Source organism: Paenibacillus sp. FSL H8-0104, assembly GCF_038050215.1.
GTDB classification, from domain to species: Bacteria; Bacillota; Bacilli; order Paenibacillales; family Paenibacillaceae; genus Paenibacillus; species Paenibacillus amylolyticus.
The window spans coordinates 5237512-5256625 of record NZ_JBBOTC010000001.1 but is presented as its reverse complement, the minus strand read 5'-3'; the positions used below and the strand labels follow the sequence as shown (position 1 = coordinate 5256625).

The window sequence follows — 19114 nt, the reverse complement described above, 5'->3', positions numbered from 1 at the left end:
TTACTCGTGAGACATACGTTTTTTTATTTTGCAGAACTATGAACCATCTGAGAATGATCGGCCATGATTGCTGGTGTGGACTCCCTGATGATGGGTTTGGTCACAATGTGGGAGACCTGATACGGCTGTGTCGGGTTATTAATCCGGGATAACAGCATCTCCGCAGTTTTAATGCCCATCTCATTGCTATAAATATGAACCGTTGTTAATGCAGGCTCAATAATTCGAGATTGGGGTGCATTATCGAATCCGCATATCGCAATATCCTGTGGCACAGCAACATTTCTGTCTTTTAACGCTCTAATCAGATCAACTGCTATAAAGTCATTAGCGCATACGTAAGCGGAAGGTAGGGAGGCTAGCTCTGCCACTCGTTGGTTCAACCATCCTGGCTTGGAGAAACACAGGCGATCATTATCTACGATGCAATGGGACAGGTCGACCTGCAACCCCGCCTCCAGCATAGCACGCTGATATCCAACCCATCGTTCATTAAAGCTCTTGCAGTGATTGTAATCTCCGACGAATCCAATACTTGTGTAGCCGCTCTCAATTAATTTTGTGGTTAACTGATAGATGCTATGTTCATTCTCCATGAGTAACAGATCTGCTTTGAATTCGGGATAACATATGTTGGAAGCGCAATCGATAAAGATGGTGGGAATGCCCAGATCGGTAATCAGCTGTGTATATTCCAAATCAAATAATTCAATGCAAATGATGCCGTCCACTTTGGCTATATCAAAATTGTTGGGAAGTGTAAGTGTATCTTGATCGTCTTCACGCACGATGTGAATCGAGAGATTGTATCCCTCCGCACTGATTCTTTTCTCCAGACCACTGATTAACAACGAACCAAAGTGAGATGTATTAGGCAGGTTTTCAGTTAACAGGGCGATATTGCCCGGAGCCTTGGTTAGAACATGCTCATTGTCCATATAGGCAAACTGTTTATATTTAAGTTCAATTGCTTTTTTAATTACACGATTTCGGGTTTCATCCGGGATGTTTCCGCTATCATTTAATGCTTTGGAAGCCGTATTTCTGGAGATCCCCAAAGCATCAGCGATGTCTTGTATCGTGACTTTTTCCTTTGCCATCTAATGCTTCACCTCTAATCCTCAATAGTCAATCCACATTCTTCTCTAAGTCAAATGTATAATAGAACGGGACAAATAGCAATCTCTGTTTTACAAATGCACAATTACATTTACATTTAGATAGTCGAATTCTATTTTCATAATTGTTCCAGAAGTTTTGTTAATTAGTGTAACAATGATAATCTATTACAGTAATGATATAGAAATATCTAGGCTGGTATTAACGATTCAGTGCTGTATATATGCAAATTTAATCCTCTTTAGTTACATTAATGCAAAGATAAAATGATCAAATGCACAAATGTTTTTTTACAAAACGTATTGACTAAATCCGTTGAAACCTGATAAATTGTAAATTATCAAATAGGCAATTGTAAATATTGAAAGCCCTTACTGAAAACAATTGTCAACTTCTAGAATGAACGGGGGTATCGTGTTGGATAACATAGCCGACAGCAAAAAGGGCGAAGGAAGGGTACTGAAAGTGAGGACGACAAGCGGTCATAGGTTGCAGCAGCTCAAAAAAAATTACTTTTTATATATGTTGCTTGCACCAGCCTTAATTTTGACTCTTATTTTCAAGTACATTCCGATGTACGGAGCCATCATTGCGTTTAAGGATTTCAGTCCGATCAAAGGCATCATGGGCAGTGATTGGGTAGGACTGAAGCATTTCGAGAAATTTATAGCTTCACCCAATTTCGATATCATTTTAATGAATACGCTTAAACTCAGCTTTTTGGGATTGATATTCAGTTTCCCGGTGCCCATTTTACTGGCACTCATGCTGAATCAGGTACGCAAAGCTGGCATCAAGAAAAATATTCAATTGTTTCTGTACGCACCCAATTTCATCTCGGTTGTTGTGGTTGTGGGTATGCTGTTCATCTTCCTCTCACCGACAGGGCCGATTAATCAATTAGCCACATGGATTACAGGTCAGCCAATCATGTTCATGTCTGAACCGGAATATTTCCGCTGGATCTACATTTTGTCCGATATCTGGACCGGAGCGGGCTGGGCTTCCATTATATACGTGGCGGCTTTGGCCAATGTGGATCCGGAGCTTCACAATGCGGCTAATCTGGATGGAGCCAATCTCCTTCAGCGTATTCGCCACATTGACCTTCCAACGATTCGTCCGATTATGGCCATCGTCTTTATCCTTGCAGCTGGCGGGATTATGTCCATTGGATTTGAGAAGGCCTATCTGATGCAGACGTCCATGAACCTGCCTTCCTCCGAGATTATTGCCACGTATGTCTACAAGGTGGGACTACAGTCTGGAGATTACGCTTATTCTGCGGCAGTTGGATTGTTCAACTCGGTTATCAATGTGATTTTGCTGGTGACGGTGAACCTGATTGTGAAGAAATTGAATGAAGGCGAAGGCCTCTATTAGGAAAGGAGTATTATCCATGGTTGTTAAACACACGGGAATGGATCGGTTGATCCTCACACTCAATGCCATCTTTCTCACCTGTGCTGTACTGGTTGTGGTTGTTCCCCTGATTTATATTGTTATCGCCTCATTCATGGACCCCACGGTGTTACTGAATCGTGGACTGTCCTTTAATGTATCGGACTGGAGTCTGGACGGATATCAGATGATTTTGTCCAATCCAGCCATGATTCGGGGGTTTGCAAATGCGGTATTGTACTCGGTTTCCTTTGCACTGATCACCGTGACCGTATCCATATTTGCAGGTTATGCATTGTCGGATGATAGGCTCGCGGGACGTGGATTTTTCATGATTATCTTTATCATTACGATGTTCTTCGGCGGGGGATTAATCCCTACGTATCTACTCATACGTAATCTCGGCATGCTGGATACGGTGTGGGCGATCATCATCCCTGGAGCCGTTAACGTCTGGAACATCATTCTCTCCAGAACCTTTTTCAAAGGAGTCCCTCGAGAACTGAAAGAAGCTGCTAACGTGGATGGCGCCTCTGAGATGAAAATTTTCTTCCAGATCGTCATTCCGTTGTCAAAACCGATCATTTTTGTACTCGCACTTTATGCGTTCGTTGGGCAATGGAATTCCTATTTTGATGCAATGATCTATCTCGATAATCCGAACCTGCATCCGTTACAGCTCGTTCTGCGTTCCATTCTGATTCAGAATCAGGCTGCACCGGGCATGATCAGTGATCAGCTCGCGATGGCAGAACTGAAACGGCTCTCCGAGATGATTAAATACTCAGCGATTGTCATTTCGAGTCTGCCACTCATCATCATGTACCCGTTTTTCCAGAAGTATTTCGAAAAAGGTGTCATGGTCGGTTCCCTCAAATAGTGAACAGCCTGCGATACAGTAAGTTGATCCAATCCAACTCATGGAGGTCATTATTATGAAAAAAGTAAACAAGTCCAGAAAAGCCGTTACAACGGCATCCATTTCCATGTTATCTGCAATGCTCTTTCTAACCGCCTGTGGCGGGGGTGGAGGCGGCGCGGCAAGTGAGGCGCAATCCCCTGATGGCAAGGTGACATTGAATTTTATAACACAGAGCTCTCCGCTGGCTCCCGCTGATCCAAACGACAAGCTAATTAACAAGCGACTCGAAGAGAAAACCAATGTGCATATCAACTGGAAGAACTATACGAGTGATGTGTTTGCAGAAAAAAGAAACTTGGCGGTTGCCAGCGGTGATTTGCCGGATGCCATTTTTGATGCAGGTTACGGGGATTATGATCTCCTGAAACTGGCGAAGGACGGGGCGATCATTCCACTTGAGGACATGATTGAACAACACATGCCCAATCTGAAAAAGGTGCTGGAGGAAGCTCCCGAATACAAGAGCATGATCACGGCCCCAGACGGACATATCTATTCATTCCCATGGATTGAAGAACTCGGAAGTGGAAAACAACGGATTCAGGCAGTGGATAACTTGCCCTGGATTAATGTGGAGTGGCTGAACAAGCTTGGACTGAAGATGCCAACGACAACCGAAGAGCTGAAAGAAGTATTGATCGCGTTCAAAACTCAAGATCCAAACGGCAACGGTAAGGCCGACGAAATTCCGTTATCTTTCATTAACAAACCGGGCGGAGAAGATCTGACATTTCTCTTTGCGGCATTTGGACTCGGAGAGAACTGGGATCATACCGTGGTAACCAATGATGGGAAAGTGGTCTTCACGGCAGCTGATGAAGGATACAAGGAAGCGGTTAAATACATTCATGAGCTGGTTAAAGAAGGGCTGATCGATGTCGAATCGTACCAGCAGGATTGGAACACGTATCTTGCGAAAGGCAAGGATAATAAGTACGGCATGTACTTCACATGGGATAAGGCTAACATTACAGGCATGAATGATACGTACGATGTTCTGCCTCCGGTTGCCGGGCCTAACGGAGAGGTTAATGTCACAAGAACAAACGGAATAGGACTTGATCGTGGTCGCATGGTCATTACCAGTAGCAATAAAAACCTGGAATCCACAGCGAAGTGGGTAGACCAACTGTACGATCCGCTCCAATCTGTGCAGAACAACTGGGGTACCTATGGAGACGAGAGCCAGCAAAATATTTTTGAATTCGATGAAGCCAAAGGCATGCTGAAGCATCTTCCGCTGGAAGGCTCTGCACCAGTTGAACTCAGACAAAAAACCAGTATCGCAGGACCATTGGCCATACTCGACAGTTATTATGACAAATACACAACCAAACCGGAAGATGCGGCTTGGCGGATGGAACTTCTCGACAAGGTTATGGTTCCGCATATGAAAGCGGAGAACGTATATCCAAGTGTGTTCTTCTCCATCGATGAACTGGATCGATTGTCCACGATTGAGACCGATCTCTTCGCCTACGTGTTACGTCTGCGTACAGAGTGGTATCAGAACGGGAAAATAGATCAGGAATGGGATGCTTACTTGAAAGAGCTGGATCGCCTTGGATTGCAAGAATGGCTACAGATTAAACAAGCGGGATATGACCGTAATAACAAATAAAGAAAAGTACGGAGGAGAAACCATAATGTCGACAATTCTTAAACAAGATTACAGAAATGAATACCATTTTTCACCAAAAGAGAAGTGGATGAACGACCCAAACGGCATGGTGTTTTTCAATGGGGAGTATCACTTGTTCTATCAGCATCACCCACATGGAACCACATGGGGGCCCATGCATTGGGGCCATGCAGTGAGCAGGGACCTGATCTCCTGGGAGGAACTTCCGATAGCTTTACTCCCCGATGAGAATGGCACTATATTCTCGGGAAGTGCCGTAGTGGATTGGAATAATACGAGCGGATTTTTTGAGGGTGAGCCAGGGTTGGTTGCTATTTTCACCCATCATCTTGAAGTTGAAAACCGTGATGCCATACAAACCCAGAGTCTGGCGTATAGCAAAGACAACGGCAGAACCTGGACTAAGTACGAGGGTAATCCGGTATTAAAGCATGAGTCCTTTATTGATTTCCGTGATCCCAAAGTGTTCTGGCATGAGCAGACCAAGGAGTGGGTTATGATTATCGCTTGTGGTCAAACGGTATGTCTGTATCGTTCTCCCAATCTGAAGGATTGGACGCTAGGAAGTGAATTTGGCGCCGGGATTGGTTCTCACGATGGCGTGTGGGAATGCCCCGACCTGTTCCCGCTTGCAGTGGATGGAGATTCAGGGCAGGAGAAATGGGTGATGCTTGTTAGCATCGGTGCAGATCCTGCTTTTATTGAAGGCTCCAGAACACAATATTTTACCGGAGATTTTGATGGAACTACATTTGTCCCAGACGAGGCATCCCAGACGATTCGCTGGATTGATTATGGTCGGGATAACTACGCAGGAGTTAGTTGGTCTGACGTTCCTGAGGAAGATGGAAGACGCCTCATTATCGGCTGGATGAGCAACTGGATGTATGCCAACCAGACGCCAACCAATGATTACCGTGGAGCAATGACCATTGCCCGGGAGTTGACACTGGAGACAAGAGCGGGAGAAGTTATATTGATTCAACGTCCTGCACGTGAACTTGAGCAAGCCCGTACTCCAGTAATTTCCCTACAGGATGCTTCGATTCAGCAAGTGAGTGAGCAGTTGAACGCTTTGCAACTCGTGAACTATGAGATCCATGCAGAGTGGACTCAGGATCAGTCGTTCCATTTTGCACTAAGAAGCGGCGCAGATCACGAAACGGTCGTTGGTGTAGACTCGATCCGAAGTGAAGTGTACGTTGATCGTAGTCGATCGGGCATCGGCAATTTTCATGAACTTTTCCTGAGTCGTCATACAGCTGAGTTAAAAGAAGTGAACGGAAATCAAAGTTTGCGTATCTTTGTAGATCATTCATCTGTGGAGGTATTTGCAAATGATGGTCAGGCGGTTATTACGGATCTGATCTATCCGGATACGGATTGCCAAGGCATCTCTGCTCATGCCGAAAATACAGATCTGGTCTTCTCTTCACTTCATATCTATGAGATATCATCAACCAAGGCTAAAGGTTAATTGTAATGAAGGAAAGGAGCCCAAAACGATGCGTATTGGAGCTATAGAAGCGGGCGGAACAAAGTTTGTATGTGGTGTAGGGAATGAGCATGGACAGATTGAAGATCGGATCAGCTTTCCAACAGAACATCCGGAGACCACTCTTGCCAAGGTGATCGACTATTTCAGGGATAAAGATGTGGAAGCCATAGGGGTCGGCTCCTTTGGTCCGATTGATCTGCAACCGGATAGTCCCACCTATGGTTATATTACGACCACACCTAAGCCTGGGTGGGAAAACTGTAATGTGGTTGGAACCTTGAAGCATGAATTTCCGGTTCCTTTTGGATGGGATACGGATGTGAATGCTGCCGCGCTCGGTGAAGTGACGTGGGGAGCGGCGCAAGGACTGGACAACTGTGTATATTACACGATTGGTACAGGAGTTGGTGTCGGACTTGTGGCAGGGGGCAAACGAGTACACGGATTGTTACATCCCGAGGGTGGACATATTCGGACAAGACGCCATCCAGACGATCGCTTTGCCGGATTATGCCCATATCATGGCGATTGCTTGGAGGGAATGGCAGCAGGTCCAGCGATTGAAGCTCGTTGGCAGATCCCTGGCAGTGAACTGCCGGCAGATCATCCGGCGTGGGAGATCGAATCCTTTTACATTGCGGAGTCGATTACTACGGCCATCTTGCTTCATTCACCGCAGAAGATCATCTTGGGCGGTGGTGTGATGCAGCAAGATCATCTGTTTCCTATGATCCGGGAGCAGGTAGTGCGGAATCTCAATGGTTATGTAAATGCTGCCCCAATCACGCAACATATCGACCAATATATTGTGCAGCCCGGATTGGGCCAGCATGCAGGCCTGTGTGGTGCGCTAGCATTGGGTCTGGAAGCATTGCAACATGCAGCACAAGCTTCACATGTTTCATAGTTTTCTACAATAATCTACATCCCAGAAGGGATGGCTGCAGGTTCGCTTATTGGTATAAGCAAGACTGCACCGTCCTTTTTGGGCTTTTTTATTTTTTTGAGGAGTTCAGTATGTTTGAAAAATATAGTGCGTTCTAAAATCCGATGTTGCTCAAGTGAGCTGCCAAAGGTATGATTTTTAGTGTTCTATAGTGCGATAAGACATTCAAAAATTAACGTGTCTCTAATGGAAAGGAATTCAACAAATGAACCCAATAACAATGCGTCAAGCTGTACAGGCAGACCAAGAGCAACTCGCTGATTTGCGAGCCTTGGTATTATACGATGATCTAACCAGACTGGGAAGGTACGATGATGTGAAGGTGCGTGAACGTTTCCGGAATACATTCAATCCTGCCCAGACACAGATTATTGAACTTGAAGGATCAATGGTGGGTTGTGTAGCATTGAAGCCCAAGTCTGAGGCCTATCTATTGGAACATTTCTACATACATCCCGATTATCAAGGCCAGAGAATAGGAACTCAGGTACTGAACATCCTGCTGGAACAGGATGAAGTTCAGGGGAAACGTGTTATTTTAAATGTTTTGCAGGGAAGCCCTGCTCGGCGATTGTATGAACGATTTGGATTTATATTGGACAGTGAAGATGAGGTCGATGTATTTATGTCAAAGCACCTTTGAGAGAATGAATCCTTGTCGCAAGATAGGGATATCATCTCGAAGGTGGAAACCTATTAAATATTTGTGAATACATGGCAATAGTGATTGCTTGACTCAGGAAGATTATGATAGTATCGAAGTCAGAGAATATATGGAATATTTACAAAATGTAGGACTTTTTTTGTTGCGATTCCTATACTCTTAGGCAAACGTTCGAACAGATTCTGATCACAGAAATGGTGTCACAAAAATGGATTTTCAAAGATTACATGTCTCACATCGAGGAGGAATCTTTTTGCAAGAATATCCTGTGGCTTATGATCAGTTTGATATTCACTTCTATCAGGTCGTGGAAATGTTTTCTGAACAAAAGCTGGATGTAAGTGCGTTGGATGAGGATTTAAGAGTTCTTGGATTAAACTCCATTTCATTTATCAAACTGATCATTGCCTTGGAGAACGAATTCAATATTGAGATGGACGATGAGTATCTTGAATTGGAGAACTTCACAACATTGCAACATCTGAAAGACAGTTTGCGTAAGTGCATCAATTATGAGATTCCCAATGAGTCATAAAGGGAAAATGACAACACAAGCTCATATCAGACAATCACAGCATCGAGTTCCGTTTATTGGACTTATAACCTCAAAATCAGGAGTGATATGTGATGAAAGTTGAACTGAATGCGGAGCAATTGATGTGGCAGGAACAATTCAAGGATTTTGTAGACAGCGAGATTATTCCATATGCTAGTTTAAATGACAGCGAAGAACGAATTCACCCGGAACTCCTTGCGAAAATAACAGAGGCTGGTTATCTGGGCTCCATGTTGCCAAAAGAATATGGCGGGATGGAACTGGACAATATCACTATCGGGATTCTTAACGAAGAGGTTGGACGTGGGTGCTCCTCTGTTAGAAGTTTGTTAACCGTTCAGGGGATGGTGGGTTTAGCGATCTTGCGTTGGGGAACGGAGCAACAAAGACAGTATTGGTTGCCTGCATTAGCTACGGGGACAACTTTGGGTTCATTCGGATTGACAGAACCGAGTGTTGGAAGCGATGCCAAAAGCATTGAAACAACGGCCGTATTAGACGGAGACGAATACATACTTAACGGTCATAAAAAATGGATCACCATGGGGCAGCTTGCGGACGTATTTTTGATTCTTGCCCAATGTGAGAACAAGCCGACAGCGTTTATCGTGGAGAGAGATTCCATTGGGTTCAGCGTTGAACCTATGAGCGGGTTGCTTGGAGCGAGAGCATCGATGATTGCTGAACTAAAAATGGATTCTTGTCGTATTCCGAAGGAAAACCTCCTGGGTCAAGTCGGTACAGGGTTATCACATGTTGCTCTACCTTGTCTGGATTATGGAAGATACACGATCGCTTGTGGCTGTGTAGGTTTAGCCAAGGCATGTCTGGATGCATCGGTACATTATGCCAATTCCAGAATCCAATTCGGAAGAGCTATACGCGAGAATCAAATGATACAAAAAATGATCACTGAAATGTCAGTGAATATGAAAGCGGCACGGATGCTGTGTTACAGAGCAGGATATTTAAGAGATGTGGGTGATCCAGAGAGCATTATGGAAACTTGGACTGCCAAATACTTTGCTTCAACCATGGTGAATAAAGTTGCGAGTGATGCGGTGCAGATTCATGGTGCCAATGGTTGCCATCGAGACTATCCCGTAGAGAGATATTATCGGGATGCCCGGATCAATGAAATTATCGAAGGCACGACTCAAATGCATGAAATTTTAATCGCAACACAGGAGGTTGTAACACACCGCCGTGAAATGAGACGTTCAAATAAAGTAGAAAAAGTTAAGGATAGCGCGAATCGAAACGTTTAGATTTTGCATTGCAGGACCTAAGGAAGAGCCCTTTTTTTGCATTAGGCAGGATCATTCATTATGCTATGAAAAAAGGGCTTGATCATTAGGTTCTTTGATGTTTTACCATAATTGATTTAGGAAAGATACGGAGTTGATTAGGATTGAAACGGATTGGGCAGGGACAGACAGCGGAAATATTCAGACATGGTGAAACTTCAATTTTGAAACTTTTCAGAGAAGATTTCTCTGCGGAAGCGATTCAGCATGAGTTTGATAATACTCGAATCGTTTTGGAACTTGGAGTTAAATGCCCACAAACAATTGATATGGTGACGATCAATAATCGTAAAGGTATCATATTTGAGTTGGCTAGTGGAAGGACACTTTTGGAAGAGATGATTATTAAACCATGGTCCATTGAGCGCAGAGCAAGGCAGATGGCAGCACTTCATCATCAAATACACCAGCGATCAGGTGAACAGATTCAACAAAAGCATAAAACTGTATTAGAGAAGAATATATCAAACGCAAGTGATCTATCGGACATTGAGAAGCAACAGATCATGGACTATGTACATAGTTTGCCGGAAGGCAGATCTCTATGTCATGGGGATTTCCATCCCAATAATGTGATTACAGGCAAAGAATCCTGGATCATAGACTGGATGACAGGCGCATCGGGCTGTCCAGCAGCAGATGTGGCAAGGACGCTAGTGTTATTAAAATACGGAAATTTGCCAAAAGGCGCTCCATTGATGATGAAAGTTCTGCTGAAGATAATCAAAAGCAGGATGAGTAAAGCGTATATTGAGTATTACTTGTCTCTCTCGGGCATGGACATTCGCGAGATACATCGATGGGTTCTTCCCATTGCTGCAGCCAGACTAACGGAGTGGATACCACCTGAGGAAAAAAAAGATTTATTGGATTACATTCGTAATCAGCTTAAAAAATTCAACACAACTTAGATCAAGATTAGGAATGAATGTATAGCACCGTACTTGTCAAAACCGTCCGAAAAACAATCAGGAGGTTAACGATAATGGATTTCCAACTACGTTCTGTTGTTTCTTATGATATGGTCGTCCGTGAAAAAAAACATCTATTTGATTTGTCTCTCAGAAGACAGATTGCCATATTTGAGGTTATGGATGCATTGGAAATCAGTGTGTTTAGCAAAACGGTGCAAGTTAAGGCAGGGGCTGTGCTGCTGGCAAATAAAATAAGACTGCAAAATTACGATAAACCTGTTCTGAAAATGAGAGGTATTATTTTTGGATCGGATCTGCTTGAGCGACTGCCAAGCTGTCACATACTAAGTGAGAATGGTAGTAAACACTATGATCTTGCTGTAAGTCTGTTGAACCGAACGGTAGAGAGTAGAGAGGACATCGAAATAGCTGAAAGAGATTTTCTTGAAGTATACTCCAGTTACTATCAAACGAATTTGGCTAATTTGATGCGACCGGAAACGGATCGGGAGGACTCAGTCAAACGGAACTTGGTCATGATATGCAAGTATATCCAAAACAATTATGAGAAGCCAATTACTCTGCAATTTCTGGCGGATATGGTTGGTTATAATCCAGTGTATCTGTGTAATCTGTTTTCTAAGGTTTTCAATGTTTCGCCACTGAAGTACCTACAGCAGATTCGGGTGGATAAGGCACAGGAGTACGTAACCAAGACGGATCTTCCAATCTCTGAAATTACGACGAAGCTAGGGTACAGTTCTAGTACACAATTTAGTGCAATGTACAAGAAAAAAGTAGGCAAAAGTCCGACCGAACATCGCAATCAATTCAGAAGCAACAAGGGAGATTTGCCCCTATCTATTCAATCTACATAATGTATTCAATAACACAGAAAATATTGTATTTTTTTACGTAAAATGATAAATTACGATAAAAATAAGAATACGAGGAATGATAGGGCTAATGAAGAAAATTCAACTTTTTTGTTTGCCTCATGCAGGTGGATCAGCCATGATTTTTCATCGCTGGAAATCATCTTTAAGCCCTTTTATTGACGTAATACCGATCGAATTAAAAGGAAGAGGCGCTCGAGTGGGGGAACCATTCTATGAAAGCTTTGAAGAAGCGATTGAAGATATCTACCCCACGGTTTCCTCACTAATTCATGGGCCTTATGCTATTTTCGGACATAGCATGGGAAGCTGGATGGCGCTCGAACTATATTACCGACTTGCACAGTCAACGAAACAATTGCCTGAACATATGATGCTTTCAGGCAATCGTGCACCACATATTTTCAAGGATGAGAATATTCACGCATTGCCAGACGAAGAGTTCAGAGAGGCGATTCAGAACATGGGTGGAACGTCGGATGAGGTCTTTACCAATAAAGAGCTCTTTTCGTTATTTGCACCTGTACTTAGAGCGGATTTCAGGATTGTCGAACTCTATCGTTTTCAGCCCAAGCCTTTCAAGGTTCAGAGTGATATTACCGTGTTAACTGGCAGAAGCGATACCCGAGTGAAATCTAGCGATCTGATCGGATGGAAAAAGTACGCTGGTTCACAATGTGACATTGTCAAATTGGATGGAGGACACTTCTATATCCAGGATAATATTCAGGAAACAACGAGAATTATAAATGAAAAGCTGCAACCTTATGTAATCTAGTTGACAAGGAGTGTGTTCCAGTTATGAGCATGGATAACTTGGCTCAATTATTTAGCTCCCTTGGTTCAGTCACAGACAGAGGTATTACTTTTCTGAATGGCAGCAAAGAAGAAAAGGTTGTATCGTACCAGTCCCTTCTGCAATCTGCCAAAATCCGATTAGGAGAACTTCAAGCATTTGGGATGCAGCCGGGTAATGAATTGATCTTCCAACTGAACTCGGAAGAAGAGTTTATTGTCACCTTTTGGGCTTGCACGCTTGGAAAAATCATACCGGTTCCGATAACCGTAGGCGGAAATCAGGAGCAAAGAATGAAGCTTTACAATGTGTGGAAAACGTTGAATCATCCGTTTATTGCTGCTGATCGGGATCTCACGGAAAGCTTGGACAAGTTTGCCCGGAAGAATGGATTGGAAGAGGTTGTCCGTGAAATGCATGCCCGAATCTTCGTAGTACAGGACATCTCGAACGTACGAGAGGAACCTATTGTTGAGGGAATTGAAGCTAGCATCCAGCCGGATGACATAGCCTTTATCCAATTTTCTTCAGGTTCTACAGGACAAACCAAGGGTGTAGTAATTACACACCGCAATGTCATGATAAATATACAAGCTATGAATATAGCAACCCAAATCTCCTCTAATGACCGTTCTTTGAGTTGGTTACCCCTGACCCATGATATGGGTCTGATTGCGTTTCATCTTACAAGTACCTTCCAAGGTCTGCAACAGTTTATTATGCCGACTTCCTTATTCATCCGTCACCCTACATTATGGTTAACCAAAACTTCTGAACACCGTGTCACCCAACTATATGCTCCGAATTTTGCTTATAAATATTTTCTGGATTCATATAATCCACTAACCTTTGCATCAACCGATTTGTCTTCGGTACGTTTTATTATGAACGGTGCTGAGCCGATATCTCCGGCACTTTGTTTCAATTTTCTGGAGGCGATGAGTCCTTATGGGTTGGCTTCCAATACAATGCTGACGGCGTACGGCTTGGCCGAAGCAACTGTTGGTGTTTCCTTTGGTAACGTCGGTGATTTGACTTGTTATGTACTGGACAGAAGATATTTGGAGACCGGGAAACCATTCATAGAAGTTGAACCGGGCTCAGAACATGCTGTTTCTTTTGTGGAAGTAGGCAAGCCGGTTCAATACTGTGATGTACGAATATGTGATGATTATGATAAGCCGGTCGAGGAATTGGTGCTGGGCAGTATTCAAATTAAAGGATTGAGTGTAACAAGCGGTTATTACAACAATGCAGCAGCTACGGAAAAAGCAAGTACAGCCGATGGATGGATTCGTACTGGAGATATAGGATTTATGAATGATGGCGCAATAGTCATTACGGGCAGAACCAAGGACATTATCTTTATCAATGGTCAAAACGTATATCCGCATGATATTGAACGTGTAACGGAGGAACTGGAGCAGTTTGATCTGGGGAAAGTCGCTGTATGTGGTGTCTCCAATCCACTTACAGGATCGGAAAGCGTTGTAATGTTTGTGCTATATAAAAAGGACTTGCCATCTTTTATTCCAAGAGTTGGAGAAGCCAAAGCACATATTCAGCAGCGGATGGGGATTGAACTCAAGTCCGTGCTGCCCATTAAGCAAATTCCTAAAACGACGAGTGGGAAATTTCAACGTTACAGGCTTCAGGAGCGGTACGAAACAGGAGAATTTAGTGAAATCGAACAATCTATTCAGAGCATGTTAAGCCATATCCAGGAGATCAAAGAAGTACAACCAGCTCGTGATTATATCGAACAAAAGCTGATTGAGATTGTTGAGTCCGTAGCGGGACTTAGGAATGTCGGAGTAACGGACAACCTGGCTGAAGCTGGATTCGATTCGCTAAAAGTAACGCAGATTCATCAGGCAATTGATGATGCATTTCCAGACAAAATGGCCATTTCCAGCTTGTATTCACATACCTCTATTGTCTCATGGGCGAATCTGATCAGACAAGACAGAGTGGAAATGGAGCCTGTACGGATGGATCGGGGCTTTTTCCATACGGATCGAGGTTACGAAGCCTTGTCGTATCAATTCACTCTCCCAGCTTCATTGGTACAGGATATGCGACTGATTGCACAATCCGAAGCGATCAGTATTCATGTGTTGGCATCAGCTATGTATGCTTACTTGTTACACACGTTATCAGAACAACCCTCTATTGATATGCACGTATCCTATGGTACAGCGAGAATGATCACACCTGTACGATTGAATTTCGATCAATACAAGACAATGAAAGAGCTCTTTCAAAATGTTCATCAACAGATCATAACCACGCCTTCGGATCGAGCGTTTCCCGTCGAGCAGATGGGCCAGATCAGAACAAGCAGCACGGAGTGGGCAATTAATCCTTTATATGGTGAACAGCATCTGTTCAAGGCATCGGACGATGTACTGAACTATTACGATCTGATTATCCTAGTGTCTGACGAAGGTGATATTCTGCAGTGCAACTGTCGTTTTAATGGACGTAAATTAAAACAGAGCCGTGTGAAACGTCTTATTGCCAATTATGTGAGAGGACTTCAACTATTGGTACAACCGGAATTGAAATGAAATTTCATAGGGGGACGGCCATGCTTGATCAATTGTTCGACAGAGAGCAATGGGAAGAAGAAGATGACCAGGACACTACTACTGAAATGGATATAACAACGGATAATAGACATGATATAGCTGTTATAGGTATCGGTGCGAAGTTGCCGACCGGAGAGTCGCTGGATGAATTTTGGAAGATGCTTGATTATGGAATTGATTGCATACGGGAATTGCCCAATCATCGAAAGGGCCAGTTGGATCAATACTTGCTTCACAAGCAAGGTTCATTGGAGCATGTACGTTATTTGAACGGAGCTTATCTGGACGAAATCGATGAATTTGATTATTCCTTCTTCCGTATGAGTGCACAGGAAGCCAAGCTGATGAGTCCGGTCCAACGATTGTTTTTGCAAACGGTATGGCGTGCGGTTGAGGATGCAGGTTATGGCGGTGACCGTTTGGCTGGAAGTTCAACTGGGGTGTACGTGGGTGTAATCGGAGATCAAGAAGGTTACAAGTACAAACAGATGGTCGAGGAATTAAGTCCAGACATGTTACCAATCGCCACCGTAGGTAATCTTTCGTCCATCATTCCTGCAAGAATTGCGTATCTACTTAATCTGACGGGGCCGGCTATGGTTGTAGACACAGCATGCTCCTCTTCGCTGGTTGCTCTGGATATGGCAGTACGTGCATTACGTGAAGGAAGTTGTGATATGGCTATCGCTGGAGGGATCAGGCTGAATATGATTCCACTGGATAAAGAGTATTACAAAATCGGTATTGAATCCAGTGATGGAACAACAAGAACCTTTGATGAAGATGCGGATGGATCAGGAATGGGTGAGGGTGTAGTAAGTGTTGTACTTAAACCTGTGGAACAGGCATTGCGGGATCATGATCATGTGTATGCAGTCATAAAAGGCACAGCTGTGAATCAGAATGGGTATTCGGCAGGGATCACAACGCCCAATGCGGTAGCTCATGAAAAAGTACTGACGCATGCTTGGCGTGATGCTGGAATTCATCCAGAGAGTCTTTCCTATTTGGAAGCACATGGAACAGGTACGCTCATTGGGGACCCGATTGAACTGGAAGGAATCCAATCGGCTTTTCGCAGATTTACGGACAGAAAACAATTCTGTGCCATAGGATCGGTTAAGTCCAATATGGGCCATTTGTACGACAGTGCAGGATTAGCGGGTCTGCTGAAGGCGATTATGGCACTCAGATCCAAACGTATTCCCTCTACACTTCATTTTAATAAGCCAAACCCAAAATTTGAATTTGATACATCACCAGTCTATGTCAATGTCATTTCAAGGGAGTGGGAAGCGGCCACTCCTCGAAGATGTGGAGTCAGTTCATTTGGGTTAAGCGGCACCAATTGTCATGTTGTACTGGAAGAAGCTCCGAACATATCAGTGGAATTGGGGCGCGATGACCATTATCCCTTTTTGATCTCAAGTGTATCATCCGGAAATCTCTCCCGTCAGGTGCAATCATATGTGAAGTGGATCAATGAGAACCCGAAGGCCGATGTGAGGGATGTATGCTGCACAGCAGCTACTGGAAGACAGCATCATGCACACCGAGCGGTGTGGGTGGTCAGTTCGTTGAATCAATTGCTGCAGCATTTAAACGACTTTCTTGCAGAACCCAAGACCGGTAAATATGAACAAGATACATTTAGGAAAAGAAATCAGTTATTCACTACAGAAGAACTTATCTCGAACTGGCATATCGAAGGATGTGATAGAGCAACCGTGCTAGAGGAGTTGTGCACACATTATCAAGGCGGTGCTCAGATCAATTGGTCAAGAATCTATCCAGATGTGACCTATAACAAGTTGAGCTTGCCCACATATTCATTTGAGGAGAGTAAGTGCTGGATTGATACTAACCCCGATAATTCAGTACAGACTGAGGAAGAAGCGATGTATTATTCATTGTCATGGAAGCCTTGGAGCGAGATCGGCAAGATTAACTCATCCAGCATCCATAATGTTGAACGTGTTTTATTAATACGAAATGATACACAGCTACATGCAACCCAGTTGGTGAACCAAATTCGTGAAGCTGGAGTAGCAGTTATCGAAGTGATATTGGGAACATCTTACCTTCAACAGGATGCACAGACATATGTAATTCGAAATAACGAGAGTGATTATATCAAACTTTTGCTGGAAGTGTCCTTTGGAGGTCCCTATCGGATCGTGCATTTAGCATCACTTGACCATGTAGAAAATAAGGAAAACAGGCTGGACAAAGGTCTTATGTCTGTATGGAGACTTACCAAGGCATGCTCACACGTCTTTGCAGAGCAGGTTGAGATGATTTTGGTGACAAGCTTTGCTAATGATGTGACGGGTGACGAGAAAGTTCTGTATCCGGAGAATTCGGCGATGCTGGCTTTCGGACATACGGTACAGCGTGAGATTCAGAATCTCGAATGCTTCTGTATAGATGTTGACCAAGATTGGGATACCTCTCAGTATATGCGTTACATTTTGGGGCCGTTGGAGAAGAAGTCTTTGGCGATTAGAAATGGACAAGCATACCAAGCTGAATTCGCACCTGCTGATGTGGGTTCCATGCCTGATGTTGATATGAACTGGAAAGAAAACGGCGTATACATTATTACAGGTGGACTTGGTGGTCTGGGGATGGAGATTGCTGAACGCTTGCTATCATTTGGACGTATGAATCTGGCTTTGATTGCAAGAACGGCACTGCCCAAACGTCACAATTGGGACATCATTCTAAATGCGAAAAATACTTCACCAGATCTAAAAAGTAAGCTTCTTCGGTTGCTTGATATGGAGAAACGGGCCGGACAGTTGATGTATCTCGGAGCTGATGTTGCCGATGCAGATCAGTTAAGTCAAGCCATTGAACAATTAAGAAGTCGTTTTGGATGTATACGTGGCATCATCCATGCAGCAGGCGTTGGGAGTACACAACATGCTGACCAGATGACCGAGGAAGAGTTTACAGCAATGCTGGCTCCGAAAGTGAAGGGGACTCCTCTGCTGGATCAGCTAACAGCCGAAGATCAGCCGGATTTTCTAGTCATGTTCTCGTCCGTCGCTACGTTATTTGGTTCTACTGGACAGGCTGCTTATGCCGCCGCGAATGCATATCAGGATGCCTATGCCCCGATGCGGAACCGCAAAGGGATGCGTACGATATCGCTGAATTGGACTACCTGGAAAGAGGTAGGCATGGCTTCCAGAGCCGGGTTTGATTTTGACACCTTATTCAAAGCGATGCCTAAAGATTGGGCATTGGATCGATTGTTCGAAATAATGGGAAAACAGACCGACCGTCTGCTGGTGGGGGAATTGAACTGGAATTCACCCTATTTAAACATTTTGAATAACTACCACTTTCATCTTGATGCCAATATCGGACAAAGGTTACAAAAATTGATGAAAATACCTGAGAGAGCAAAGCAAATATCAATGAACATGGAATCCGCTTCTACTGTTCAGATCCCAAAGGAAGAGTATGAACTTAAATTGGAATCTTCCGTGGAGATGGACCGGACTATTGCGAATATAGTTGGACCATATTTAGGCATTAAAGAGATGAATGTACATGACAGCTTTTTCGAACTCGGTGCAGACTCTATTATGATTAAGCAGATTTTCTTGAAATTGGACAAAACTTACCCTGGAAAACTCATACTGACCGATCTGTTTGAATATCCAAGTATCTCCAGACTAACTACTTATATGAGCACCACAGAAAAGCAGAAGCCTCACCAGTCTCCTCAAAAGGAAACTTTCGAAGAGGAACGGGATACAGATCTTGAGAATCTGTTCGATGAGATCGAACGTGGAGCAATGGATCTGGATGAAGCAATCATCAACCTTCAAAAGATGTAGGGGGACGTGAA

Annotated in this window: 14 protein-coding genes; 13 read left to right on the top strand and 1 reads right to left on the bottom strand. The window is 43.7% G+C overall.

Annotated features, from left to right (window positions below; translation table 11 throughout):
- Positions 1 to 23: 23 nt before the first annotated feature.
- The gene (locus NST38_RS23120; protein ID WP_076252873.1) at positions 24 to 1100 is read right to left on the bottom strand and encodes a LacI family DNA-binding transcriptional regulator; all 1077 of its coding nucleotides are present in this window, start codon (positions 1098 to 1100) and stop codon (positions 24 to 26) included.
- 541 nt (positions 1101 to 1641) lie between these two features.
- On the opposite strand from NST38_RS23120, the gene NST38_RS23115 reads away from it, so the two are divergent.
- From NST38_RS23115 to NST38_RS23055, 13 genes are all read left to right on the top strand, one after another.
- Positions 1642 to 2502 carry an ABC transporter permease gene (locus NST38_RS23115; RefSeq protein WP_223200008.1) on the top strand — a complete coding sequence of 287 codons (861 nt, stop codon included), beginning with the start codon at positions 1642 to 1644 and terminating at the stop codon, positions 2500 to 2502.
- A 16-nt stretch (positions 2503 to 2518) separates the two neighbouring features.
- The gene (locus NST38_RS23110; protein WP_036617174.1) at positions 2519 to 3400 is read left to right on the top strand and encodes a carbohydrate ABC transporter permease; all 882 of its coding nucleotides are present in this window, start codon (positions 2519 to 2521) and stop codon (positions 3398 to 3400) included.
- A 55-nt stretch (positions 3401 to 3455) separates the two neighbouring features.
- Positions 3456 to 5063, top strand: a complete 1608-nt coding sequence (locus tag NST38_RS23105) for an ABC transporter substrate-binding protein (protein ID WP_101314522.1) — start codon at positions 3456 to 3458, stop codon at positions 5061 to 5063.
- 25 nt (positions 5064 to 5088) lie between these two features.
- Positions 5089 to 6561, top strand: a complete 1473-nt coding sequence (locus NST38_RS23100; RefSeq protein WP_076252872.1) for a glycoside hydrolase family 32 protein — start codon at positions 5089 to 5091, stop codon at positions 6559 to 6561.
- Positions 6562 to 6589: 28 nt separating this feature from the next.
- Complete coding sequence (locus NST38_RS23095; protein WP_036674414.1) at positions 6590 to 7489, top strand: ROK family protein; 900 nt, start codon at positions 6590 to 6592, stop codon at positions 7487 to 7489.
- 244 nt (positions 7490 to 7733) lie between these two features.
- A complete protein-coding gene (locus NST38_RS23090) occupies positions 7734 to 8171 on the top strand; it encodes a GNAT family N-acetyltransferase (RefSeq protein WP_076252871.1) in 438 nt (145 codons plus the stop codon).
- 274 nt (positions 8172 to 8445) lie between these two features.
- The gene (locus NST38_RS23085) at positions 8446 to 8727 is read left to right on the top strand and encodes an acyl carrier protein (RefSeq protein ID WP_076252870.1); all 282 of its coding nucleotides are present in this window, start codon (positions 8446 to 8448) and stop codon (positions 8725 to 8727) included.
- 92 nt (positions 8728 to 8819) lie between these two features.
- The gene (locus NST38_RS23080) at positions 8820 to 10016 is read left to right on the top strand and encodes an acyl-CoA dehydrogenase family protein (RefSeq protein ID WP_076252869.1); all 1197 of its coding nucleotides are present in this window, start codon (positions 8820 to 8822) and stop codon (positions 10014 to 10016) included.
- A gap of 143 nt (positions 10017 to 10159) precedes the next feature.
- Positions 10160 to 10966 (top strand): phosphotransferase family protein, encoded by an 807-nt coding sequence (locus NST38_RS23075; protein ID WP_076252868.1) that lies wholly within the window; start codon positions 10160 to 10162, stop codon positions 10964 to 10966.
- Positions 10967 to 11040: 74 nt separating this feature from the next.
- Positions 11041 to 11847 (top strand): helix-turn-helix domain-containing protein, encoded by an 807-nt coding sequence (locus NST38_RS23070; RefSeq protein ID WP_076252867.1) that lies wholly within the window; start codon positions 11041 to 11043, stop codon positions 11845 to 11847.
- Between the two features lie 88 nt (positions 11848 to 11935).
- Entirely contained in the window at positions 11936 to 12643 is a 708-nt protein-coding gene (locus NST38_RS23065) for a thioesterase II family protein (protein ID WP_256720101.1), read from the top strand.
- 23 nt (positions 12644 to 12666) lie between these two features.
- Positions 12667 to 15231, top strand: a complete 2565-nt coding sequence (locus NST38_RS23060; protein ID WP_076252865.1) for a non-ribosomal peptide synthetase — start codon at positions 12667 to 12669, stop codon at positions 15229 to 15231.
- A 20-nt stretch (positions 15232 to 15251) separates the two neighbouring features.
- Positions 15252 to 19103, top strand: coding sequence for a type I polyketide synthase (locus tag NST38_RS23055; RefSeq protein WP_076252864.1), 3852 nt, complete (start codon positions 15252 to 15254; stop codon positions 19101 to 19103).
- The last annotated feature ends 11 nt before the right edge of the window (positions 19104 to 19114 follow it).

What these genes read in the sequence shown, in the direction of transcription:
- NST38_RS23120 (WP_076252873.1), bottom strand. Translation starts at nt 1,100, where the DNA reads ATGGCAAAGGAAAAAGTCACGATACAAGACATCGCTGATGCTTTGGGG.
- NST38_RS23115 (WP_223200008.1), top strand. Translation starts at nt 1,642, where the DNA reads ATGTTGCTTGCACCAGCCTTAATTTTGACTCTTATTTTCAAGTACATT.
- NST38_RS23110 (WP_036617174.1), top strand. Translation starts at nt 2,519, where the DNA reads ATGGTTGTTAAACACACGGGAATGGATCGGTTGATCCTCACACTCAAT.
- NST38_RS23105 (WP_101314522.1), top strand. Translation starts at nt 3,456, where the DNA reads ATGAAAAAAGTAAACAAGTCCAGAAAAGCCGTTACAACGGCATCCATT.
- NST38_RS23100 (WP_076252872.1), top strand. Translation starts at nt 5,089, where the DNA reads ATGTCGACAATTCTTAAACAAGATTACAGAAATGAATACCATTTTTCA.
- NST38_RS23095 (WP_036674414.1), top strand. Translation starts at nt 6,590, where the DNA reads ATGCGTATTGGAGCTATAGAAGCGGGCGGAACAAAGTTTGTATGTGGT.
- NST38_RS23090 (WP_076252871.1), top strand. Translation starts at nt 7,734, where the DNA reads ATGAACCCAATAACAATGCGTCAAGCTGTACAGGCAGACCAAGAGCAA.
- NST38_RS23080 (WP_076252869.1), top strand. Translation starts at nt 8,820, where the DNA reads ATGAAAGTTGAACTGAATGCGGAGCAATTGATGTGGCAGGAACAATTC.
- NST38_RS23070 (WP_076252867.1), top strand. Translation starts at nt 11,041, where the DNA reads ATGGATTTCCAACTACGTTCTGTTGTTTCTTATGATATGGTCGTCCGT.
- NST38_RS23065 (WP_256720101.1), top strand. Translation starts at nt 11,936, where the DNA reads ATGAAGAAAATTCAACTTTTTTGTTTGCCTCATGCAGGTGGATCAGCC.
- NST38_RS23060 (WP_076252865.1), top strand. Translation starts at nt 12,667, where the DNA reads ATGAGCATGGATAACTTGGCTCAATTATTTAGCTCCCTTGGTTCAGTC.
- NST38_RS23055 (WP_076252864.1), top strand. Translation starts at nt 15,252, where the DNA reads ATGCTTGATCAATTGTTCGACAGAGAGCAATGGGAAGAAGAAGATGAC.